This window comes from Arthrobacter sp. D3-16 (genome assembly GCF_054408515.1).
The window spans coordinates 281,888-304,546 of record NZ_CP096437.1; the positions used below are offsets into that span (position 1 = coordinate 281,888).

At 63.3% G+C, this 22,659-nt stretch carries 20 protein-coding genes; 10 read left to right on the top strand and 10 right to left on the bottom strand.

Annotation, left to right across the window (positions count from 1 at the left end):
* The first annotated feature begins 239 nt into the window (after positions 1 to 239).
* A complete protein-coding gene (locus M1D32_RS01380) occupies positions 240 to 719 on the top strand; it encodes a HEAT repeat domain-containing protein (RefSeq protein WP_458780592.1) in 480 nt (159 codons plus the stop codon).
* Between the two features lie 286 nt (positions 720 to 1,005).
* Here M1D32_RS01380 and M1D32_RS01385 read toward each other — a convergent pair whose 3' ends face one another.
* The 4 genes from M1D32_RS01385 to cspE form a co-directional block, all read right to left on the bottom strand.
* Positions 1,006 to 1,671 (bottom strand): maleylpyruvate isomerase family mycothiol-dependent enzyme, encoded by a 666-nt coding sequence (locus tag M1D32_RS01385; RefSeq protein WP_458780593.1) that lies wholly within the window; start codon positions 1,669 to 1,671, stop codon positions 1,006 to 1,008.
* A 134-nt stretch (positions 1,672 to 1,805) separates the two neighbouring features.
* A complete protein-coding gene (locus tag M1D32_RS01390; protein ID WP_458780594.1) occupies positions 1,806 to 2,387 on the bottom strand; it encodes a dihydrofolate reductase family protein in 582 nt (193 codons plus the stop codon).
* Between the two features lie 63 nt (positions 2,388 to 2,450).
* Positions 2,451 to 3,290 (bottom strand): AraC family transcriptional regulator, encoded by an 840-nt coding sequence (locus tag M1D32_RS01395; RefSeq protein ID WP_458780595.1) that lies wholly within the window; start codon positions 3,288 to 3,290, stop codon positions 2,451 to 2,453.
* A gap of 835 nt (positions 3,291 to 4,125) precedes the next feature.
* On the bottom strand, positions 4,126 to 4,329 hold the full coding sequence (gene cspE, locus M1D32_RS01400; RefSeq protein WP_104046164.1) for a transcription antiterminator/RNA stability regulator CspE: 204 nt from the start codon (positions 4,327 to 4,329) through the stop codon (positions 4,126 to 4,128).
* Between the two features lie 265 nt (positions 4,330 to 4,594).
* Between cspE and M1D32_RS01405 the strand changes: the two genes are divergently transcribed.
* Positions 4,595 to 4,897, top strand: a complete 303-nt coding sequence (locus M1D32_RS01405) for a DUF4193 domain-containing protein (RefSeq protein WP_458782253.1) — start codon at positions 4,595 to 4,597, stop codon at positions 4,895 to 4,897.
* Between the two features lie 376 nt (positions 4,898 to 5,273).
* Here the strand turns inward: M1D32_RS01405 and M1D32_RS01410 are convergent, their stop codons facing one another.
* Entirely contained in the window at positions 5,274 to 6,095 is an 822-nt protein-coding gene (locus tag M1D32_RS01410; RefSeq protein WP_458780596.1) for an alpha/beta fold hydrolase, read from the bottom strand.
* Between the two features lie 227 nt (positions 6,096 to 6,322).
* Between M1D32_RS01410 and M1D32_RS01415 the strand changes: the two genes are divergently transcribed.
* Positions 6,323 to 7,549, top strand: coding sequence for a sensor histidine kinase (locus M1D32_RS01415; RefSeq protein ID WP_458780597.1), 1,227 nt, complete (start codon positions 6,323 to 6,325; stop codon positions 7,547 to 7,549).
* Here M1D32_RS01415 and M1D32_RS01420 read toward each other — a convergent pair.
* From M1D32_RS01420 to hxlB, 4 genes are all read right to left on the bottom strand, one after another.
* Positions 7,546 to 8,187 (bottom strand): hypothetical protein, encoded by a 642-nt coding sequence (locus M1D32_RS01420; protein WP_458780598.1) that lies wholly within the window; start codon positions 8,185 to 8,187, stop codon positions 7,546 to 7,548. The genes M1D32_RS01415 and M1D32_RS01420 overlap by 4 nt on opposite strands.
* Positions 8,188 to 8,365: 178 nt before the next feature.
* Entirely contained in the window at positions 8,366 to 9,379 is a 1,014-nt protein-coding gene (locus tag M1D32_RS01425) for a LacI family DNA-binding transcriptional regulator (protein WP_458780599.1), read from the bottom strand.
* A gap of 177 nt (positions 9,380 to 9,556) precedes the next feature.
* Entirely contained in the window at positions 9,557 to 10,180 is a 624-nt protein-coding gene (gene hxlA, locus M1D32_RS01430; protein WP_458780600.1) for a 3-hexulose-6-phosphate synthase, read from the bottom strand.
* Positions 10,181 to 10,225: 45 nt separating this feature from the next.
* A complete protein-coding gene (gene hxlB / locus M1D32_RS01435; RefSeq protein WP_458780601.1) occupies positions 10,226 to 10,828 on the bottom strand; it encodes a 6-phospho-3-hexuloisomerase in 603 nt (200 codons plus the stop codon).
* Between the two features lie 193 nt (positions 10,829 to 11,021).
* Here hxlB and M1D32_RS01440 point away from each other — a divergent pair, with 193 nt between their 5' ends.
* Both M1D32_RS01440 and M1D32_RS01445 read left to right on the top strand, forming a co-directional pair.
* Positions 11,022 to 12,305: a helix-turn-helix transcriptional regulator gene (locus M1D32_RS01440; RefSeq protein WP_458782254.1), complete on the top strand. Its 1,284-nt coding sequence runs from the start codon at positions 11,022 to 11,024 to the stop codon at positions 12,303 to 12,305.
* Positions 12,306 to 12,356: 51 nt separating this feature from the next.
* Positions 12,357 to 13,166 carry an IclR family transcriptional regulator gene (locus M1D32_RS01445; protein ID WP_458780602.1) on the top strand — a complete coding sequence of 270 codons (810 nt, stop codon included), beginning with the start codon at positions 12,357 to 12,359 and terminating at the stop codon, positions 13,164 to 13,166.
* A 60-nt stretch (positions 13,167 to 13,226) separates the two neighbouring features.
* Here the strand turns inward: M1D32_RS01445 and M1D32_RS01450 are convergent, their stop codons facing one another.
* Complete coding sequence (locus tag M1D32_RS01450; protein WP_458780603.1) at positions 13,227 to 14,159, bottom strand: LysR family transcriptional regulator; 933 nt, start codon at positions 14,157 to 14,159, stop codon at positions 13,227 to 13,229.
* A gap of 160 nt (positions 14,160 to 14,319) precedes the next feature.
* On the opposite strand from M1D32_RS01450, the gene M1D32_RS01455 reads away from it, so the two are divergent.
* From M1D32_RS01455 to M1D32_RS01475, 5 genes are all read left to right on the top strand, one after another.
* Entirely contained in the window at positions 14,320 to 15,624 is a 1,305-nt protein-coding gene (locus tag M1D32_RS01455) for an aromatic ring-hydroxylating oxygenase subunit alpha (protein WP_458780604.1), read from the top strand.
* Positions 15,621 to 17,036, top strand: coding sequence for a ferredoxin reductase (locus tag M1D32_RS01460; protein WP_458780605.1), 1,416 nt, complete (start codon positions 15,621 to 15,623; stop codon positions 17,034 to 17,036). The genes M1D32_RS01455 and M1D32_RS01460 overlap by 4 nt, the downstream gene beginning before the upstream one ends.
* A gap of 80 nt (positions 17,037 to 17,116) precedes the next feature.
* Positions 17,117 to 19,078 carry a BCCT family transporter gene (locus M1D32_RS01465; protein ID WP_458780606.1) on the top strand — a complete coding sequence of 654 codons (1,962 nt, stop codon included), beginning with the start codon at positions 17,117 to 17,119 and terminating at the stop codon, positions 19,076 to 19,078.
* A 3-nt stretch (positions 19,079 to 19,081) separates the two neighbouring features.
* Positions 19,082 to 20,020: a formyltetrahydrofolate deformylase gene (purU, locus tag M1D32_RS01470; protein ID WP_458780607.1), complete on the top strand. Its 939-nt coding sequence runs from the start codon at positions 19,082 to 19,084 to the stop codon at positions 20,018 to 20,020.
* Between the two features lie 34 nt (positions 20,021 to 20,054).
* On the top strand, positions 20,055 to 22,562 hold the full coding sequence (locus tag M1D32_RS01475) for a GcvT family protein (protein ID WP_458780608.1): 2,508 nt from the start codon (positions 20,055 to 20,057) through the stop codon (positions 22,560 to 22,562).
* Positions 22,563 to 22,659 lie beyond the last annotated feature (97 nt).

Consider the following 22,659-nt stretch of genomic DNA (forward strand, 5'->3'; position numbering starts at 1 on the left):
CGACTTCCCCTGTCGTGATAACCGCAGACAATGCCCTCAGCTTTGGCAACTTCTCCTCGGCCAGGACGTGTTCGGAGCCGCTGTCGGGGGTGCTGATGGCGCCAGAAAAAATCACGGAACCAGTCCTAATTTCGGCTTGGTCCCTACGTGGTGTTTCTCCGGCTGACCCAAGTGGCGCCCGTGCAGCTAAGCTCCGCCTCATTCCTAGAATTAAGGAATGAGGCCTCATCCGCAGGTATTTGATTGAGAGCGCGGTGCAGGAGTACGGGGAGGCCGAAGTCATTGGCTGGGCGGTGTCGCTGCTTTCCGGACAGGTCGTTCAGGAGCATCTTGATGTCGGTCTGCTTGGCGGTTCGGCGGGTTGGGCGCCGTACTGGAGCAGGGTTTGGGGTGCGAGAGCCTTCCTTTATGTGTGGAGCGAGCCAGCAGCCCCACCTGTCATTGGTGGTCTCAGTGATGAGCATTGGCGAGTCCGGGAGATGTGCGCCAAAGTTTGCCGCCACCGGGAGCTGACACAGGGATCGGCCGCACTTGTCGAACTGGCCGCAGATGAGAATGAGCGCGTGCGATTGTCAGCGCTGCGGGCTATCGGCGACATCTGTGAGGCGGATTCGGCAGGCCCCCTGCTAGTCAAGCAATTTGCGAATCACCGCGAAGCGGCTGTTGCGGAAGCTGCACTGCGCCGCATGGAGCAAAGGCTGGATCGGCGGCTGCATTGACTCTGCCCTCGGCGAGCGTGCAAGACTGCTCTTGGCTGCTTGCGGGCAGCACTGTCATCTTTGCTTTCGACTAGCTGACCTTTCGGCTACTGTACACTCACTCCATATGCCGCCTGCGGCTGGTAATGAGACCGCCAGGCTGCTGGGGTTTTTGGAGCGACAGAGGTCGACCTTCGCGTGGAAAACCGGTGCGCTTGAGGAGTCCGGCTTACGGGCGGCGATGGCCCGTGTGCCAACGCCCATAGGTCCTCGTCCTGCCACCTCGTCATATCGCTCCGGACCCTTCTCATCGTTCACGCGATTCATGTGTAACCGACGTGGCTACGGCTGCGAGGCGGGATGCTCCGCTGCCTGTGAGGCTCTCCAAGCCCACGCGACACCCGGACACCGCGAGCAGCAGATCAAGAGGATCTGCCTGGACGTCGTCTCCCTGGCCCCAGGCCGCCCCGGTCTTCTGGTCGATCAGCCGGAGTCCTGCGGCACGCTCACGTCCTCCGCCGAAGGAGACGGGGGTATGCAACTGGTAGATGAGGGCCTGAACGACCGCAGGTTCCGGACAACTTCCGGCGATGCCCACGGGTCGACGGATGTCCTCGCCATGCACGATGGCCTCCACCAGACGCGTCGTAAGGTTCGCAGGCGGCGTCCGCGTGAGGCCCGCAGTTTCCCTGAACGCAATGATCGTGTCCTGCGGGTCCTGCCGCTTCTCACGGGCGATGCCGTTCGCGTTCGCGCGATCGAAGTCCATGCGTGCCGTCAACAGGTCACGGACGAAGGAGAGCCGGCCGGTTCGCGCCGTGTCCACCAGATGCGCCAAGACATCGTGGACATCCCAACCTGGGCAGAGGGACGGGACGCGCCATTGTTCATCGCACAGTTCGGAGAGATCCGCGGCGAGCCGTCGCCTCTCCGAGTGGACGGTCTGCCAGACCGCTGCTGCTGCCTTGCGCATGCGGTTCCTTTCCCGGTGGAGTCTTTGTGTCATTCAACTACGAATGTCCCGCGAGGGAGGCTTGGCCCGAGAGCGGAGTCGTGTCTGAAGCTGTTCTTTTGCGGCCTCTATCGCAGCGCAAAATTCAGGTACGGTTAACGGCGCACCTGATAGCGCAGGTGAAGCACTCGGTTGCCCTGAACAACTACGTCTGGGTCTTCCAACAGGTGCTGCGAGTCGATGGAGCCGAAGTAGCGCTTGCCGGACCCGAGCGCGACGGGTGCGAGGTCCATGCGTACCTCGTCGACCAAACCTGCGGCGAGCACCTGGCCGCCGACGTCGCCAGCAGCGACCTCCACAGTGCGGCCACCCGCGAGCTCCTTCGCCTTGGTCACGGCCGCCGCGATGCCGTGGACGAAGTGAAACGGCGCGTTGGGGTCCCAGCCCTCAGGCGGCGGCCTGTGCGTCACGACAACCACGTGGTCGACACCGCTCGGCGGTGTGCCGTCCCAACCGTCCGTCATGTCGAAGACGTGGCGTCCGGCGATCGTCACGCCGATCTGGTCCCAGTAGGGCCGGATGTGGTCGTAAGACGCTTGCGACACGCTTAGTACGCCGCTGTCGTCCAGCGGCACGTCACCGCTGACCAGCCATTCGAACAGCGGACCGGGATCGTCGTTCTCAGCCGCGATGAAGCCATCCACCGAGACCGACGCATTCATGACTACTTTCCCCATTGGTTCCTCCTCTGTGTGTAGTCCCAAGTCTCGTGTCCCGTGAGAGGTCGCTCTTGTAAGAAATCAATCGGCCGGCAGCGGCCAGCCCTCCAGTGCGTGGTCGGGATGCTCTCGTAGGAAGCGTTGCCGGACTTCGACATACCGGGTCGGAGTGAGCCCGGTGTACTCCCGGAACTCGTGGACGAAGTGGGCCTGGTCGAAGTAGCCCGCGCGGGCGGCAACGTCGCCCCAGTCGATCAGTGCGGCCACGTCGATCGCCAACACGGTGAAGGTGAAACGGTAGCTGCGTGCCAGGCGCTTCGGCGTGACGCCGATGACCTCCTTGAACCGCTTCGCCAAGTAGGTGCTGCTGGCGCGGGCTGCCATGCCGAGTTCGCTGATCGGCACCGCTCCGCCGGTTGCTGCGATGGCGCTGCTCATGTGGCGGACGATGTCCAGGCCGTCGATCGCGCGCAGCCGTCGCACCAGTTCTTCCTCGAGCACTATCAGCATCTCGTGCGGTGCGTCCGCCAGGGTCAGTCGACGGCGCAAATCAGCGATAGCAGGCCGGCCCCAGATCTGCTCCACAGATGCCGGTCGATCGCACAACTCGGCAGCAGACAGCGGAAGGAACGGTGCCAGCCCCCACGGCTTGAAGTGGACGCCAACGGACCGGGTCGGGCTTGGGTAGCCGAACTCCCACGCACGGGTGGGCGTGGTGACCGCGCAGCCGTCGGTGTATTCCACGGCTTCTACGTCGGTGCCTGCGCGGATGAGAAACGGCGCCCCGAGGTTGACGATGAGCAAAGGCGCGGGCGCCGCGGGCAGCATCAACCGGGAGTACGGCGGGACGCCCTCAAGGTAATAGAGGTCATCGATGAGCCCGTCGAGGGGCGGATCGGGCACCCTGGACACGTATTCCATGTTTACATCATCACCGACGCCCATCTGGCATCACGCACCGCCGCAGGCATCGAGCAGGCGGCGATTTTGGACGGACGCCCGGCATTCGGGCCCGAACAACACACTACCGTTAATCGCCTATTGGGGTCGTAATGAGGGAACGGACCAGCTGGAGGGAAATTACCGCATCCACGAAACTTGGCGGGCTTTTGAACGTTTCCGAGGTGTTCGTTCGCTTGTGCAATTTTCCCGGAGATCTTCCTGGTCCAAAAAGTCGAGCTCTTCATCTGTCAGATTTCGAAACCTGTCGTTTAGAAATCCTGGCATGATTTGGCTAATTTCCTCGGGGAAAGCTGCTGGAATACCGTTCCTGCATCTCTCCTGTTGAGGGGGAGCTGAGTGCGTCTGCTCGGCGCCGGAGTGTTGTTTAGTTCTTGTTTTTGCCGCCCCCGTGATCGTTCGGCTTGCCGGCCTTGGACTTTTCGTTGTCATGGCGGCCTGCACCTTTGTTGGTTTGTTCCCCTTTCGCGGTTTGGTCCTGTTGCTCCTCCTAAGCGGTTTCGCCTGCTTGTGCGTCGGCGGGGGTTTCCACGGTAACGGCGGGCACGGGTACAGGATTGGAAACAGGAATGGGGTCTGTCTCGAGAGGCAGCAGGGAGCCGCTTCTGCCCCAGCTTTACATAACGCCGGCTATCAGCTCTAGCATTTAGCCGAAGTCCGATGAGGGCCTCGGCGTCTTAAGGGTCTCGGGCTTACCGGACCGAAGAGAACGCGATCTGAATGACGAGGCAGGGTTGGCGTTGTGAGAACAAAAAGAAGCTGGCCAGCAGGTGCCGGCCAGCTTCTTAACAACCGCTTAGAGCGGCTGGATGTTCTCCGCCTGCGGACCCTTAGGGCCCTGGGTGACGTCGAACTGAACCTTCTGGTTCTCGTCGAGGGAGCGGTAACCGCTGGATGCGATTGCCGAAAAGTGTGCGAACACGTCAGCGCTTCCGTCGTCGGGGGCGATGAAACCGAAGCCCTTTTCGGCGTTGAACCACTTGACTGTACCTGTTGCCATGCTTGTTTCCTTCACGGGTCGCGGGCCGGATCCGCTTTTCGGATTGCCGTCCCCGCCACTCACACCATGAGCCTATGGGCCAGCAATAGGGGCGGCAAGAGGTAGGTCAAAGGCTGGACTCCCGAAGGGCGGCCACACGAGATTGCGGCAGCCTGGCCTTGAGTAACCTGCCGGCGGGCAGGTCAGGAACAACCGCGCAACCGCGTACGTTACAGTCTCGTCAGAAAAGGGCATGAGCGAGACGATAAAGGGAAGAAGCACCTACGTGGCAGGCGACTATGATGAAGTCCGTTCTGACGTCAAGGAATCCCAGGACCGTTCCCTGGAGGATTTGCAGTCTGCGAACGCCCCTGATGCCCGCAGCGTCGTCACCGAGCTGGACGAGGCCGATTCCCTCGATGAAGGGCTGACACCTGGCGGCGAAATTATCTCCGACGAGCTCATCGTGCAGGTGATTCCCCAAGCCGCGGACGAGTTCACCTGCTATTCCTGTTTCCTCGTCCGGCACCGGTCCCAGGTAGCACGGGAGAGCAACGGCCATTCCTACTGCGTTGAATGCGAAGGCTAAGGCAGGCTCTTCCCAAGGCCACGAAACACGCACCTTTTGGACCCCTCCCGATCGCAGCTTTACATAAGGTCCTTATCGGCCTTTGCAACAAGCGGGAAAGTGCTGGCCGAAGGGCTGCTTCTTTCCACCTTTGTGGCCTTTTCCCCCAGACTCCGCAAGTCAGAACTGCTAAGGAAGTAGAGGATCTCCTCCCCCGCGGGCATGAGGGACTGCTGCTTCTGCCCAGCGGATCGGGCCGGCTGTGGCCGGTCCAGCCGATGAAGGTGTTCCTAACCGCGGTGATGCGGCCGTCATCATCTGTCATCAGGCACCCGCAGGGTGCGTAATGAAAGAAGGCTTCAAAGTTGACCGGGGAGGGGGCCGGCGGCGCCTGTCACTAGCGGGTGTTGAGGTAATGCAGAACTGCCCGGGCCGTTTCCTCCGGAGCGCTGACGTGAGGGCAGTGACCGGTGGCCTGAAGCTGCACCAGAGTACTGTGTTCCAGATTCTTGTGCAGGTAGGCGCCCACTTCCAGCGGGGCAAGCCGATCGTTGGAGCACTGCAGAATCAGGCAGTTGGTGCGCAACTTTTTCAGCTCAGGGCGGGTGTCGGAAAAGAAGGTTACCTCGGCGAAATGCCGTGCGATGGCCGGATTTGTCCGGCAGAAGCTGACACGCAGGTCCTCCGCTAATTCCGGCTCCTGCGGGTTGCCCATAACCATGGGCGCCAAGGCCGCGGCCCAGGCGAAATAGTTGCTGTCCAGAGATGCCAGCAGGCCCTCGATGTCTTCCCGCGAAAACCCGCCCACGTAGCCGTCGTACGGGTCATCCGTATGACGGGGTGAAGGAGCAAGCAGGACCAGCTGGGAGAAACGGTTGGGGTCCTGCACTGCGGCGATCACGGCGATCATCGTGCTGACACTGTGGCCCACCAGGATGACGTCATCAAGGTCAAGGGCGGCGCAAATCTCCAGCAGGTCCGACGCGTACCCGTCCAGGGATCCGTACTTCTCCCAATCGTAGGCGCTGATGTCGGAGTGTCCTGCACCAACATGATCAAAAAGCACCAGCCGGTAATCATTACCGAAGTAGGGCAGCACCTTCCGCCACATAGCCTGATCGCAGCCGAAACCGTGGGCAAACATCATTACAGGCCCATCATCCCGGCCGGCTATGGTGACGTTATTCCGGGCGATTACCGCAGCAGCTGCTTCGATCACTTTCTCACTGACCCTCGCGTCGGATGGTGTCCTGTCCCAGACTATCCACGGGAAATAGAGAATCCTAGCGATCCTCCCACTATGACCTTCAAGTTGACGTCGAGTCAGCCCATCACATCCGATATCGCATCCGGTTGATTGTGTTCCAACTGCAGACTCACGTAGATGCCAGCCTTACGCGTGCGGATATGATCGCGAGAGTATCGGAAGGGGCCAGGGGATTCTTAATGACAGGTGCAGCAGGACGATTGGCTTTCAGCAACGACATCAGCCGTGACCTTGAACTGCTGGAGTACGGACTTGACCCGTCCATCAACTCGCCATTGCTGCCCAACGCGGCGGTGATGAATGCACTGCAGAATCTGGTCAGGCTGGCCACACAGTTGTGCGGCGCACCGTTCGGTGTAGTCAACATCATCAGCGCGGGTCACCAGCATCAGATCGGGGCCTGGGGAGTGGACCCCGGCGTGTGCTCCCGTGATGATTCGATGTGCGCCAAAGTCTTCCTGTCACGAGAAAAGACGGTAGTTCCAGACGCCTCGCGGGATCCCCGGTTCGCGGACAGTCCATTTGTGACCGGGGAGATCGGCAGGGTCCGTTTCTACGCCTCAGTTCCTCTGGAAACGGAGTCCGGGTTTGTGCCGGGGACGTTGTGTGTCTTTTCCGAAGTTGCCCAGGAGCTCAGTTCTGCGCAACTGGACATGTTGGAGGTCCTGGCCAGGCAGGTAGTGGAACTGTTGGAGCTGCAGCACCGGACGACCCAGCTGGACAGGGCATACGCCGAACTGGAGGAGAGCAACTCCCGGCTCGCCGGTTTCGCCGGCCGTGTCAGCCACGACCTCCGCACGCCTTTGACCACGATGCTGGGCTATCTGGAAATGCTGCAGGACGATCCCGGAATTCATGCCGTGCCCGGTGCCGCCGATGATCTGAACAAGATCGACGCGTCCGGGCGCCGCATGCTCGCGATGCTCGAAGATGTCCTCAGCTACTCCCAGGTCGGTGGTTGCATCCAGCCGGAGTGGGTATCTCTCCGGACAGCGGCCGGTGAAGCGCTGCAGGACCTTGGCATATCCGACCAGAACATTGTGGAGGTACAGGATCTGACCGTCCACGCCGACCGGGTGCAACTGCGCACGCTGCTGCAGAATCTTCTGTCCAACGCGATCAACTACCGCAGCGCCCACCGGGACCTTCAGATTCATATCAGTGGGGTTTCCAACTACCACGGCTCCACTGTTTTTGTCGCGGACAACGGCAAGGGCATCGCCCCCGAAGACCGGGCAAAAGTCCTGGAGCCACTGGTACGGCTGCACCGTGAAGGCGACGGCGCCGGCACAGGCCTGGGCTTGGCCACATGCAGCGCCATCGCGAAAGCACACGGCGGGGAACTTATGCTTTCAGAAACCCCGGGAGGCGGAACCACCGTCGCGGTTAGCTTCCCTGCCAGCTAACCCAACTCTCCGTGGCGTTCCGCCAATGCCCGGTCGAGCATTTTGCAGACGTCCCGGGCTCCCTTGACGGAGTTGTGGGTGGTGTCCAGGGAAACGACGGAGGATTGGGTAGCGTCCGCAAACTTGGCTTTGGCAGCGAGCTTTCCGGCCTTGAAGTACAGGAATGCCGGGAGGCCCTGTTTGGCCAATTCCTTCACCTCTACCTCATTGGTGGCCCAAATCATGTTGGGTCCCCAGACCTTAAGAGTTACGCTCAGCCCATCTGGACCGTAATGCTGTGAGGTGCGCCCTGAAATATCGAGTTCATCGATGGTGGCGCCGTCAGGGCGGGTGATGTCCACGGTGGCCTTGCCCCGGTAAACAATTCGTATGGAGCCGTCGTCTGCGTGCGTCGCTTTGTATTTGGTTTTCCTGACATCGCCGGGGGTTACCTTGACCGTCGTACCGCAAGCCTTCGCTTCCTGGGGTGCATAGTATTCATCAGGAGCGGGAACGAATTCGCCGTTGGTGTCTGCTGGAGGCCAGGGTGGTGCAGCCGGAGGATCATCGCCCGTTGATGCAGTAGCCGCAGGGGAGCCGCTGAGCAGCGTCAGGACGGCGATTGTGGGCGCGCCAAAGTACCTCATCAGTCTTGTCATGGTGGTTCTCCAATGGAAGGCAGAGGCCTCGTCTGGGACGCTGGCCCTGCCAGGAATTGCTGGAAATAGAATGCCTACTCGGCGACAAGACCATTCCCGGCGGCAGCTGCCCGCCGCACTTCCCCCAGGCAAGCAACAACGTAAGCCCGGCAATTGGCCCTGTCAACGCATGGCACCGCTACCCGGAAAATAGGGTAGGGTGGAGTGCCATGAGGGTAAGGTCGGTCTTCCCCTCGACGGCGTCAATCAGGTGCTCGGTGGCCCAGGCACCCATCTCGTAGTGGGGCAGGGCCACGGTAGTGAGTCCAGGGTGTAGGTTGGCGGCGATCAGTTCCTGGTCATCGAAGCCGACCACTGAAAGGTCAGCGGGGATGGTGAGTCCCAACTCCGCAGCGGCGCGGTAAACTCCCATTGCCATCCGGTCGTTGTAACAGAACAATGCCGTAGGCATATCAGCGCGGTCCTTGCGTGCAAGGATCCGCCGGGCCGCCTCATAGCCGCCGTGCACCTCGGAAACCTCCGCCTCCACAGGTGCCGCGTCGCCGTCGAGCCCTGCTTCGTTCAGCGTGGCCCGGAAGCCCCGAAGCCGCTGGTGTGTTGGGGGGACGTCGTCAGTGTTGTTGAGGAAGCCGATATGGGTGTGGCCGGCTGCGAGGAGCGCTTCCACTGCCGTGCGTGCGCCGCCCTCCTCGTCCGGCACCACGGCTGTGATGTTTCCGCCCGCAGCCACCGAGTCCAACAGGACGGAAGGCACGCTGCCGAGGTTGGCCGGAAGTTCCACAGTGCGGTGATACATGGTGGCGTAGAGGATGCCGTCCACCCGGCGTTCCAAAAAAGCCTCGACGTCGGCCTGCCGGGATTGCAGGCTTGCGGAGCCGGAGGTGTTGATGATCATGAGGTTGTACCCCCGGGCCTTGGCGGCCTCGTCAGCCCCGAGGATGATCCGGCCTGCGTGAGGTGCGGTGGCGATATCCTCGCTGAGCAGGCCCAGCATCCCGGTCCGCTGCGTACGCAGGGCCTGGGCAAGGCGGTTGGGTCCATAACCGAGCTCCTCGGCCGCCGACCTGACCTTGTCCCTGGTTTCGGGGCTGATCCGTGCGTAGGAAACCTCGTTCATTACATGGGAAACAGTTGTCACGGAGACGCCGGCGGCAACGGCCACATCCTTGATGCCGATGTTCTTGTTGCTCATCTGTCTCCCACGTCCTGATCGTTTTGCGATGCCCTTGGGCGTCACCAGTAGGCTACTCGTCAGCCCGTGCGGTAAGTACCGCACCAAAAGAACGGCGGCCCCCACCAAAAGGTGCGGGGCCGCCGTCGTGATCAGAATCAGGGCTCGCTCAATGCCGGCCGGAACCAGCGAAAAAACCTAGATGATCGCCGCCCGCAGTTCCTTGGCTGCCACGGCGGGGTCATCGGCGCTGTAGATGGAACCGCCAACCACAGCAACATCGGCGCCGGCCCTTTGCACGGCCTCGATGGTGGAAAGGTTTACGCCGCCGGCCACGGAGAACGGGACCTGGGCCTCCCCGCCGGCGGTCAGCAGCACGTCCAGGTTGTAGCCGGGCTTGGCCTGCTCATCCAGGCCGGCATGGAACTCGATGAACTGTGCGCCCAAGGCCCGGGCTTCCTTCGCGCGGGCCACCTTGTCCGCGACCCCGATCAGGTCCACAACGATTCCCTTGTTATGCGCCTTGGCGGCCTTGACCGCGCCGGCGATGGTGGAGTCATCGGCGCTGCCGAGGACCGACACCAGGTCCGCGCCCGCGGCAAACGCAATTTCTGCTTCCAGCTCGCCGGCATCCATCGTCTTCATGTCCGCGAACACGATTTTGTCCGGGTGCGCGGTCTTGACGGCGGTAACGGCCGAAAGCCCCGCGTTCTTCACCAGCGGCGTGCCCAGCTCGATGATGTCCACGTATTCGGCGACTTTGCCGGCCAGGTCGAGTGCAGCTTCGACGGTGAGGACATCCATTGCTACTTGCAGTTTCATTTTTTCTCTTTCAGGTTTGGATCAATGGGTAGGGGAGTGGGTGGCTTATTCGAGGTTTGCGTGCCGCTGCCACAGGTCCTCGGGCGCGCTCAAGTCCTCTTCCCAGAGGCTTTGGAACACTGCTTCGGTGGTAGCGAACAGCACCTGCTCGAAGAGGCTCCCCGAGTACTGCCGCGTGAGCGCCGAACCGTGGTCCGTCTTCTGCGCAGCCGGGATAAGCACGACGGCGGCGGCAGCGGCCGCGAGCGGGGAACCTTTGCTGGTGGTGTAGGCGGCCACTCTGGCGCCTTGCGCCGCAGCGGTTTCCGCCGCCTTGACGACCCCCGTTGTGGTCCCGGAACCGGAAGCCGCCAGCAGGAGGTCACCGGCACGGATAGCCGGCGCCGTGGTCTCGCCAACCACATGCACCGTCAGTCCGAGATGCATCAGCCGCATGGCCGCCATCTTCAGGACAAGGCCGCTCCGTCCGGCACCGGTTACGAAGATCCTGTCCGCCAGCCGCAGCTCGGTCACCAGGGCCGCGACCTCTGCGGGGTCAACGCGCTGGAAGACGTCGCTGATCTCGTCCAGGACAAGGATCCGGTTGCGGTCAAAGGCCCGTGATGTTCCGGTCAGGGCCGCTGGATCAGTTTCTGCGATGGCGCTCATGCGCGTACCTCCTTCTCAACGTTGTGACCCATTTATCGTCGCCCGTTCGAGGGGTAGGTATAACGCCATCATCGGACGGTCATGACTACCCAAAGGGGTAGGTGCTCACCCGTCCGACCCATACACTGGGCACGTGGAACGCACCAATACAGTCCTGCTCGAAGCTGTTGCCGCCCTGGCCGCAGCCCCGCTGATGGAAATAGCGCACCGCCTGCACGAGGCCATCGGCCCCTACTTCACGTCCAGCGCCCTGGTGATTTTCACCGAGGACTGCACCGGCAGGCCGCAGAAGAAGTCCGGTGAGGAGGCCATCATTAGCCGGGTGTCCATAGCCGAGCTGGATGCCATCAGGGCCTCATTCGCCGAAGACGGAAACAGCGGTACCTGGAGCGGTGAAGCCGTGTTCGGCGGTGACGTGCGCCCGGTCGCCGCCTTCTCGTCGCCAAGCAATGCCTTGCTGGTCCTCTCGGATCCGCAGCGCAACCCGGACCCGCGGCCCAACCCCGACCCGCAGCCCAGCCGGGACCCGCAGCCCAGCCCCGGCCGCTCACCCCGGGACTCCGCCGCAGAGTCTGACGCGGAGTGGATCCTCCGCTACCTCTGGAGGCTGGCAGCCGGGCGGATCCGGGAGAAGGTGGCTGATGCGCCGCCGTCGTACCTCATCGAATCCCGCGCCGCCTCGGCGGAACGTCTCCGGGTGACGGCCGAACTGGTGGACCAGCACTCCACCACCCTCGAGACCCTGCTCTCGGCGCTGAGGTCGCCGGCGCTTGCGGACGCCGACGCCCGGACGGCCGCAACGGATGTCGCCGCCAAGGCGCTGGTGGGCCTCCGTACCCTCAGCGACCGCACCACCGAGCTTGTCGAAGAACCCGTGGCTTCCGCTTTCCAGCGCCTCCGCGAGGACCTGCGGCCGTTGATGAACTTCAGCGGGATCGATGTGCAGTTCATCGAGCCGCCGGTGAACGGCCGGGCGCTTCCCGGCGAAGTGGCGCATGCCGCCAGGGCAATCGTGCGCGGCCTGGTCCTGGCCATGGTGGACCAGGACGGAGTGCGCAGGATCCGCACGCAGTGGGATTGCGACGGCGTCAACCTCCTTATCAACGTGCGCGACGACGGACCCGGCGAACTGTCCGCGTCGGCACCGGCCATGGCGCGCCTCGTCCAACGCGTTGAGGTGCTAAACGGGAGCATGGGAGTGGATGTGATGCCCGGCTGGGGCGCCGATGTCGCCGTCACCATTCCTCTTGATCCGCCCGCCCGCCAGCTCGCGGACGTGGCGGGATGGAAGCTCGGGGAGCGGGAACTGGAGGTACTGCAGCTACTGGCGATCGGCCAGCGGAACCGCGCCATAGCAGGGCAGCTGCACATCAGTGAAAACACCGTGAAGTTCCATCTCCGGAACATCTTCCGGAAAATCGGGGCGTCCTCACGCACCGAAGCGATCGCGCTCGCCCACAGCAGCGGACTGCGTTGACGACGCGCCCGTTGATACCTTTAGTCCGCAACCTACTTGAGAGTATGGACCATGGTTTCGAACAGTGAGCGCGAACCTGACACTGATGGTGAGGCAGGACAGTCCGGCGGGGTGCAGTCCGTGGACCGCGCCCTCGCGGTCCTTGAGATCCTGGCCCGGGACGGCCACGCCGGAGTGAGCGAAATCGCCGAGGAGATGGGCATCCACAAGTCCACGGTGTCCCGCCTGCTCGGCTCCCTGGTCAGTCGCGAGATGGTCCACCAGAACAGTGAACGCGGCAAGTACCAGCTGGGCTTCGGCATCCTGCGCCTGGCCAGTTCCATCCCCGGCAGGCTCAGCCTGGTGCGGGAAGCACGCCCGGTGCTCGAAGCCCTGGCCGAAGAGTTCAAGGAAACCGTCAACCTGGCTGTGCTGCGCTCCAACTTCGCCGTGAACGTGGACCAGGCCATGGGACCTTCCACCCTCGCCACCTATGACTGGGTGGGCAGTTTGACGCCGTTGCATGCGACCAGCAGCGGCAAGGTCCTGCTTGCGGGGCTGCCAGCGGACGAGCGTGCACGGATCCTGAAGGAAACCGGGCTGCCGGCCCGCACGCCGCGCACCATCACGGACAGGAAAGAACTCGAAACCCAGTTGCTCGACGTGGCCCGCCAGGGGTATGGCGTGGCCAGGGAGGAATTCGAGATCGGGCTTAATTCGATCTCGGTGCCGGTCTACAACCACGTGGGGGCTGTCATCGGGGCCGTCAGCGTTTCCGGACCCGTTTTCCGCTTCGATCCGGAAAGGGAACCGGGGCTCCTGGACGGGCTGAAGGAAGCCGGCCTGACAATCAGCGCCCGGCTGGGCTACGCCCGCCACTGATGCGCCAGCGTCCACGTGGAGGACAAGGAAGCAGCCGCAGGACGCCCGCGCCGGCAGCGCTCAGATATCCTCTTCGGGACGTGCAGTGAGGATCCGGTTGGCATTAGCCTGCAGGATGCGGAGCGACTCCTGAATCAGGGGTGAGCCGATGCTGCCCCTGCGCACCGCGGCGACGATGCGGCGCGTGGGTTTTGCCTTACCGGTGATACGTAGCCGAACCACGTTCTCGGCACCATGCAAAGGCGCCAGCCGGGGCAGCAGGCCGACGCCCAGCCCCGCGCCCACGAACGCGATGTGGGTTTCCCATTCAACGGCTTCATGGGCAATCCGCGGTGTTACCCCGACGGCAGTGAACGCCGCGGTGAAGAGGGAATGGTAGGTGGAACCAGCGGCCTCCGTGATCCAGGGTTCCGATGCCAGCTCTTCAAGCGTCGCTGTTTCCCGTGATGCCAGCGGATGGTCACCGGGAATGATGACGTCCAGTGGATCATCGAGCAGAACTGTCTGCTCGAAGCGCGGATCGTCCTCACCATAAGTGTCGGACTGCATGGCGACGATAACCGCAAGGTCGATTCGTTCCGCGATCAACAAGTCGAAGCAGCGGGCCGGATCAGCCTCAAGAACCTGTACCTCCAGCAGGGGGCGTGTTGTGCGCAGGGTGGCGGCCAGCGGCGCGAGCAACCGGGCGGCTGCAGTGGAAAATCCGCCGAGGCCAAAATGGGGCTGCACCTGGTCGCCGGCCTCCATGGCTGCGGCGCGCAGGCTCTCCCATTGGGCAATGAGGGGATCCGAGCCGGCCACGATAAACCGACCCGTGGCGGTAAGCCGCACACCCCGGCCGTCCTTCGTGAGCAGCTGCATTCCGAGCACGCGCTGGAGCTCCCGCAATTGCGCGGAGACGGCAGAGGGAGAGTAGCCCGTGAGCTCCGCGGTCGCCCCTATGGTGCCGCAGCGGGCAAACACGCGAAGGGTGATGAGCCTGGCATCGATCATGCACCTATTGTGCATGGTTATCTTCAAAATCTTGCGCTTTTATTGCAGCTGATGTGACCCTAATCTCATCATTACAAGTTCTTCCATAAGCCGCTATCAGCCTACGCGCCCGTGGTTGACACGCAACACCCACTTACCCTTGCCTCCCGGGAGGAAACCCATGACTGCTTCAGTGAACGTGCCCCTCAACTCACGCGGAAAACTCGCTGCCTCCTTGCCTGCCGAGCAGCTGGCAGAAATCACCGCGCTGTTTGAGTTCCGGCGCGCCGGCTACTCCCTCGATGCCCCCTTCTACACCGACTCCTCGATCTTCAAGATCGACATGGAGGCCATTTTCGGGCAGCACTGGATCTTTGCTGCCAGCACTGCCGAACTGCCGGAACCGGGCGACTACGTCACCGTCGACTACGGGCCCTACTCCCTGATTGTGCTGCGCAACGACGACGGCGACGTGAACGTCCTGCACAACGTATGCCGCCACCGCGGCGCCCGCGTACTGACCGAAGCTGCCGGGTCAACCGGAAACCTGGTCTGCGGCTACCACTCCTGGACCTACTCCCCGGAGGGCAACTTGATCCATGCCTCCGCGCCGGGGGAAACGAAGTTCGACAAGAGCTGCTTCGGCCTCAAGCGAGCCCACGGCCGCGAGGTCGCAGGACTCATCTTCGTCTGCATTGCGGATGAACCGCCAACGGACTTCGACGAAACCGCGAAGATCTTTGAGCCCTACCTGGCGCCCCATGATCTCTCGAAGACAAAAATTGCCTACCAGCAGAACATCATCGAAGAGGGCAACTGGAAGCTCGTCATGGAGAACAACCGTGAGTGCTACCACTGCGACGGCCACCCCGAGCTCGCCTGCTCCCTCTTCCCCACCTGGGGCCTGACGGAAGGCCTGATCCCGACCCATCTCGAGGAAGTGTGGGGCCGGAACAAGGAGGCCCAGTCCTCCCTCGAGGAGCGTTGCCGCCGCTATGGCCTCCCCTACGAGGTGGTGGAGCAGCTCGACACGCGCATCGCGGGAATCCGCATCTCACGGGAATCACTCGATGGAGAGGGTGAATCGTTCTCCGCCGACGGGCGCAGGCTTTCCAAGAAGCTGCTCGGCGACTTGCGCGACTTCCGCCTTGGCCGCTGCTCAATGCACCTCCAGCCCAACAGCTGGTTCCATTTCCTCGGTGACCACGTCATCACGTTCGGTGTCTTCCCCATCAACGAACACCAGAGCCTCGTACGCACCACCTGGCTGGTGGCTGACGACGCCGTGGAAGGCGTCGACTACGACCTGGAAAAGCTCACCTACACCTGGAAGCAGACCAACTTGCAGGACAAGGCGTTCGTGGAGTTATGCCAGCAGGGTGCCGGCAGTCCCGCCTATGAGCCCGGTCCCTACATGAAGAGCGAATACCAGGTGGAGGCCTTCATCAACTGGTACGTGCAGCGCGTGCAGGAGCATTTGGCATGATGGAACTCCTCACTGAAGCGGCAATCCAGGAACCACAGCGTATTCGCGGTCTTGAGATGCCGTGGAACAGGGTGATGGGAAGCACTGAGACACCCGCCCGGGCAGCCCGTGCATTGGGCCCATGGCATCCGCAGGAGTTCATGGCCGAATGCGTCGAGACCGTTCCCGAGGCCGGCGCCATGATGACCTTCGTGTTCCGCCGCTGCGACGGTGCGCCCCTGGCGTTCCGTGCCGGCCAGTATGTGAACGTCGCATTCCCCGTAAATGGCGAGGACCAGGAACCGGTGGACCGCAGCTACTCGCTGTCCAGTTCGCCCACCCAGCCGTGGACCTTCAGCATCACCGTCAAGTGCGACCCCACGGGACTGGTCTCGCCATGGGTGCACGAGAACGTCAAACCTGGCACCGTTCTTGAGATGCTGGGACCGGTGGGAGCATTTCACCTGCCCGATGCCGACCGGCGGGCACGGTATCTCCTGCTTGCCGCCGGCGCAGGCATCACTCCCATCATGTCCATGGTGCGGACCATCCACTCCCTGCCCGGACACGCCGATGTTGTGGTGCTCTATCACGGGTCGGATACTGGAGGCTTCGCCTTCCACCGGGAATTGGCCTATATCGCCTCCGTGGACTCACGCCTCAAGGTCTACTACTCCCTGGGCGACCGCAGTGTACCGGACGGGTGGGAAGGGCTGAGTGGAAGGCTGACGGCGGCCATGCTGGAGGAGGTGGCCCCGGACGCCAACGGCCGCCAGGTGTACGCATGTGGTCCCGAGGGTTACCTGAACACCGCCACCGAACTCCTCAAGAAGGTCGGTGTCGATGACACTTCCATCTACATGGAGTTCTTTTCGGGAGACCGCCAGACCCTCCTCGAATACCAGGCGGAGGTGGCATTTGCAGCCGACGTGGCGGAGGAGATCGCCGAGGAAATCGCCGAATCCGCCGAGGACTACTTTGAAGGCCAGCCCGCCGCGTTCGGGCTCTACGAGCCTGGCTACGACGCCGACGGGACCCTGCAGGCATCGGGGCTGCCGTTGGAGATCCTCAAACCGGAGGCACCCGGCTCCGACCCCTCAGCTAACAGCCCGGGCGGGGAGCCGGAAGCCGGTTCCCCTGACGCCTCGAGCTTCGACACGGTGGGAACAGGCAGCCTCACCATGTCCTTCATGCGTACCGGCATCAATGTGCGGATCGACCCGACCGAGCACATCCTCGAGGTGGCCCAGCGCGCGGGCGTCAGGATTGGCGCGAACTGCAAGGAAGGCATGTGCGGCTCCTGCAAGGTCGTCAAGCTTTCAGGGGAGATCGAGATGAACCATCAGGGCGGCATCCGGGCACGGGAAATCTCGGCCGGCAAGTTCCTGCCCTGCTGCTCCCTCGCGCAGACGGACTTGGTCATCGATGCCTGACCCCTGCTCCGGCCCACTGTCCAGGCGAAGCCGAACCCCTGAACAGCGCCAGCCCATGAATTCAAACCAAAGGAATTGACATGGCTTTGAACAGCGACATCCGGCCGGATGGCCAACCCCCTCTGGAGCTGGAGGAGCCCAAAATCGTTCCTGCAACGGGGAGCTCTCCTTCCTCCCACGGTCCGAAGGCGGACGCGGAGGATACCGAGCAGATTATGCAGGAACTGCGCCAGAGCCGCGCTGAACAGGCCGTCTCTGAACGACGCAACCGCAGGCTGACCCTCGACAAGGCAACTTTTGGTATCACCGGCGTTCTCGCCCTGGCCTTTGTGGCCTGGGGCTTCCTGGGCCGGGACAGCCTCTCCGCTACCTCAACCCTCGCCCTCAACTGGGTGATGGAGTACACCGGCTGGCTCTTTATGGTCCTCGCCTCATTGTTTGTTGTCTTCGTCCTCTGGCTTGCCTTGGGCAAGTGGGGCAATATCCCGCTGGGCAAGGACGGCGAAAAGCCCGAGTTCCGGACCATTTCCTGGATCTCGATGATGTTCGCCGCCGGCATGGGTATCGGGCTGATGTTCTACGGCGTGGCTGAGCCCCTCTACCACTTTGTTTCACCGCCTCCTGGGACTGTGAACGGGCAGACGCCCGAAGCCATCCAGACCGCGATGGCCACCTCCATCTTCCACTGGACCCTGCACCCTTGGGCCATGTACGCGGTGGTGGGTATTGCCATGGCGTACGGTACTTACCGCCTGGGCCGAAAGCAGCTGATTTCCGCCGCCTTTACCTCCCTGTTCGGCATCAGGACAGTGGAAGGGCCGGTAGGCAAATTCATCAACATCCTTGCCATCTTTGCCACCCTTTTCGGAACGGCGGCGTCCCTCGGCCTCGGAGCCCTGCAGATTGGCAGCGGATTGACCTCGAACGGCTGGGTAGGCCAGCTGGGCACCCCAGTCCTGGTGGCCATCGTCGCCATCCTGACGGCCTGCTTCGTGGCCTCCGCGGTGTCCGGCGTACGTCGCGGCATCCAGTGGCTGTCCAACACCAACATGGTCCTGGCGGTAGTCCTGGCGATCATCGTCTTCATCGCCGGTCCTACCCTGTTCATCCTCAACCTCATCCCTGCGGCCGTCGGTGACTACGCACGTGACCTCGCGGAGATGTCGTCCCGCACCGAAGCAGTTGGGGATGAGTCCCTGCGCACCTGGTTGTCGGGCTGGACCATCTTCTACTGGGCCTGGTGGGTCTCATGGACGCCGTTCGTGGGCATGTTCATTGCCCGGATCAGCCGCGGGCGCACTATCCGCCAGTTCGTCACCGGCGTCCTGCTGGTCCCCAGCATCGTCAGCGTGCTGTGGTTCGGTATCTTCGGCGGAAGCGCCTTCAAGGTCCAGGAGGCAGCGGACGCCGCGGGCCGGCCGGGACTGGTCACCATGACGGACGGCAGCCCGTCCATCGACTTCGACGGAGCGCTCTTCGACCTCGTCAAGAACCTGTCCATGCCCGACTGGCTCACTGCAGCTGTCATCGTCCTGGCAATGGTCCTTGTAGCGATCTTCTTCGTCACCGGTGCAGATTCGGCCTCCCTGGTCATGTCATCACTGAGCTCCAACGGTTCGGCAGATCCGAAGCGCGGCCTGGTGATTTTCTGGGGCCTCCTCACCGGCGCGGTCGCAGCAGTCCTGCTGCTGGCCGGCGGCGATAAACCGTCCGAAGCGCTGGCAGGCCTCCAGCGCATCACCATCGTTGCGGCACTGCCATTCGTGCTGGTCATGCTGCTCTTGTGCTTCGCCCTGGTCCGGGACCTGCGCCGCGACCCGATGTCGCTCCGGCAGCGACTGGCCACCTCCGTCGTCGAACGCGCCATCCGCAGCGGCGTGGACCAGCATGGCGGGGCGCAGTTCGACCTGGTCACCAAGCACGAATGCGGAGACCGCTGCTCCGAGGACAGCGCCTGCCCGGGCAGTTCCACTACGGCCAATCCCGCGCCCACCGATTCCCCATCCGCCTCTACCAAGCCCCACACCAGCACCCAGGAGTAAACCTTGACCATTCTTCTTGAAAGCCGCTCACCTGGCAGCGCGACTGCCGCGGCGGGTGCCGCAACCGCCGCAACCCGCAAGGCCGAATTCGTCCTGACCCTGTCCTGCCCGGACAAGCCAGGCATTGTCAGGGCTGTTACGACGTTCCTGGCTGACCGCGGCTTCGACATTGTGGAGCACCAGCAGTTCGATGACCACGTCAGCGGCAATCTCTACCTCCGTACCGCCTTCACGGCAGGAGCACCGGCAGACACCGAAGTCCCGGACACTGTCGAAGTCCTCACGGAAGCGTTCCAGCCAATCGGCGAGGACTTCGGGATGAACTTCACCATCCACGACGGCAGGCCGCAGCGGCTGCTGGTGATGGTCTCGAAGTTCGGGCACTGCCTCAACGACCTGATTTTCCGGTGGCAGGCCGGCAGCCTTGGCGCCGAAATCGCCGTCGTGGTTTCCAACCATGAAACCCTCCGCCCCATGGCCGAGGCTGCAGGGCTCCCCTTCATCCACGTTCCTGTCACCGCCGAAACGAAGCCCGAAGCCGAAGCCCGGCTGCTGGAACTGGTGGCGGAGTACGACGCGGACCTCGTTGTCCTGGCCCGCTACATGCAGGTGCTCTCCAACGAACTCTGTGGTGACCTCCGCGGCCGTGCCATCAACATCCACCACTCTTTCCTGCCCGGCTTCAAGGGCGCCAAGCCCTACCACCAGGCCTACGACCGTGGGGTGAAGCTGATCGGGGCCACCGCCCACTACGTCACGGCCGATTTGGACGAAGGTCCCATCATTGAGCAGGAAGTGTTTCGGGTGGACCACAGCCTGGACCCGGATGCACTGGTCACGGTCGGCAGGGACGCCGAATCCCAGGCGCTGTCCCGTGCAGTGAAATGGCACTGCCAGCACCGGGTCCTGCTCAACAACACCCGCACCGTCGTCTTCCGCTAACGCGAACACCATGCCAACAGGAGAAACAACACCCATGAGCTCATCACCACGCGTTGTCATCATCGGCGCCGGCATTGTCGGAACCAACCTTGCCGACGAACTCGCCACCAGGGGCTGGACCAACATCACGGTGGTGGAACAGGGCCCGTTGGAACTTGCCGGTGGCTCCACCTCGCACGCGCCGGGCCTGGTGTTCCAGAACAACCCGTCACGGACCATGACCGAATTCGCCACCTACACCGTCAACAAGCTGCTCGCCCTGAGCAAGGACGGCCAGTCCTGCTTCAGCCAGGTGGGCGGCCTGGAGCTGGCAACCACCCCCGAGCGCCTGGCCGACCTCAAGCGCAAGATGGGCGTGATGACCTCCTGGGGCGTCGAAAGCCGGATCGTCGACGCGGACGAATGCGAAAAGATCTACCCCCTCCTGAACACCGGCAAGCTCAGCGGCGGCCGCGAAGTCCTGGGCGCCCTGCTCATCCCCACGGACGGCCTGGCCCACGCCGCCCGCGCAGTGCAGCTGTTGATGGAGCGCTCCAGCGAGCGTGGCGTGACCTTCATCGGCTCCACCACGGTCACCGGCATCGCCCAGGAGGGCGGCAAGGTGACCGGCGTCGAAACCGACAACGGACTGATCCCGGCGGACATCGTGGTTTCATGTGCGGGTTTCTGGGGCCGTGAACTGGGCAAGATGGTGGGCCTGGAGGTGCCGCTGCTGCCGCTGGCCCACCAGTACGCCATCAGCACCCCGCTGCCCGAACTCGAGGGCGTCAACGAGCTCCCCAAGGGCGCCAGCAAGCCCATCCTGCGCTACCAGGACAGGGACCTGTACTACCGCGAATGGGGCGACCGGATCGGCATCGGCAGCTACGCCCACCGCCCCATGCCGGTGGATATGTCCGCCCTGCCGAAGGTCTCCGCAGAGGAGATGTCGGACCACCGCATGCCCTCCCGCCTGGAGTTCACCCTGGAAGACTTCCTGCCCGCTTGGGAGGACAGCCAGGACCTGCTGCCGGCCCTGCGCAGCTCCGAGATCCAGGACGGCTTCAACGGCATCTTCTCCTTCACTCCTGACGGCGGCCCCCTCATGGGCGAGGCGCCCGACCTCGAAGGCCTGTTCGTGGCCGAAGCCGTCTGGGTCACGCACTCGGCCGGCGTAGCCAAGGCAATGGCGGAGCTGCTCGTGGAAGGCCGGTCCCGCACGGACCTGCACGGCTGCGAGCTTACCCGCTTCGAAAAGGTCCAGACCTCCGACGCCTACGTCAGCGAGACGTCGCAGCAGAACTTCGTGGAGATCTACGACGTGATGCATCCACTGCAGCCCAGGGAATCCCCGCGGGACCTCCGGGTGAGCCCGTTCAATGTCCGGCAGAAGGAACTGGGAGCGTTCTTCCTGGAGTCCGCCGGCTGGGAGCGGCCGCACTGGTTCGAGGCCAACCGTGGCCTGCTGGAGGAGCTCCCGGCCGAATGGCAGGCGCCGGAGCGCGAGGAGTGGGCCGCCATGTTCTCGTCCCCCATCTCGGCGGCCGAGGCGTGGAGAACCCGCACCGCCGTCGGGCTTTACGACATGACACCGCTCAAGCGGCTCTCCGTGGTGGGCCCCGGCGCGCAGGCACTGCTGCACCGGCTCAGCACCGGCAACATTGCCAAGAAGCCGGGAGCGGTAACTTACTGCCTGCTGCTGGAGCACGACGGCGGCATCCGCAGTGACGTGACCGTCGCGCGGCTGGCGGAGGAAGACTTCCAGCTGGGTGTCAACAGCAACGTGGACTTCGACTACCTCCGGGTGGAGGCCCGGAAGCAGTCGGCCGCGGATCCCGCCCAGTGGGTGCACGTCTCCGACATCACCGGCAGCACCTGCTGCATCGGGCTGTGGGGGCCGCTGGCCCGCGAGGTGATCGGCAAGGTCAGCTCCGATGACCTGACCAACGACGGCCTGAAGTACTTCCGGACCAAGGAAATCTCCGTGGGCGGCATCCCGGTCACGGCCATGCGGCTCTCCTACGTGGGTGAGCTCGGCTGGGAGCTCTACACCACCGCAGAATACGGGCTGAAGCTCTGGGACCTGCTGTTCGAGGCGGGCCAGGAACACGGCATCATCGCGGCGGGCCGCGGGGCGTTCAACAGCATGCGGCTCGAAAAGGGCTACCGGCTGTGGGGCACGGACATGACCTCCGAGCACCACCCCTACGAATCCGGCCTGGGCTTCTCCATCGCCAAGGACAAGACGGGCTTCGTCGGCGCCGAGGCCTTGGCTGAGCGAAAGGAGCAGCCCGCCACGCGCGCCCTGCGCTGCCTGACGGTCGACGACGGCACCTCCATCGTTCTGGGCAAGGAACCGGTGTACGTGGACGGTTCCGCAGTTGGGTACGTTACGAGCGCGGCGTACGGCTACTCGGTGCGGAAGCCGATCGCGTACGCCTGGCTGCCCGCCTCGGTATCCGAAGGCGACGCCGTAGAGGTCGAGTACTTCGGCAAGCGCATCGCCGCGACGGTCTCTGCCGAGCCCCTGTTCGATCCGGGCATGGAGCGCCTCCGGGGCTGATTTAGACCAGGGCTGAGCCCCGCTCTGCCATCGAAACCGGGGGTCGCCGAACGGGCGGCCCCCGGTTTCATGCGTGCCCGTCGGATTGTCGTATCCC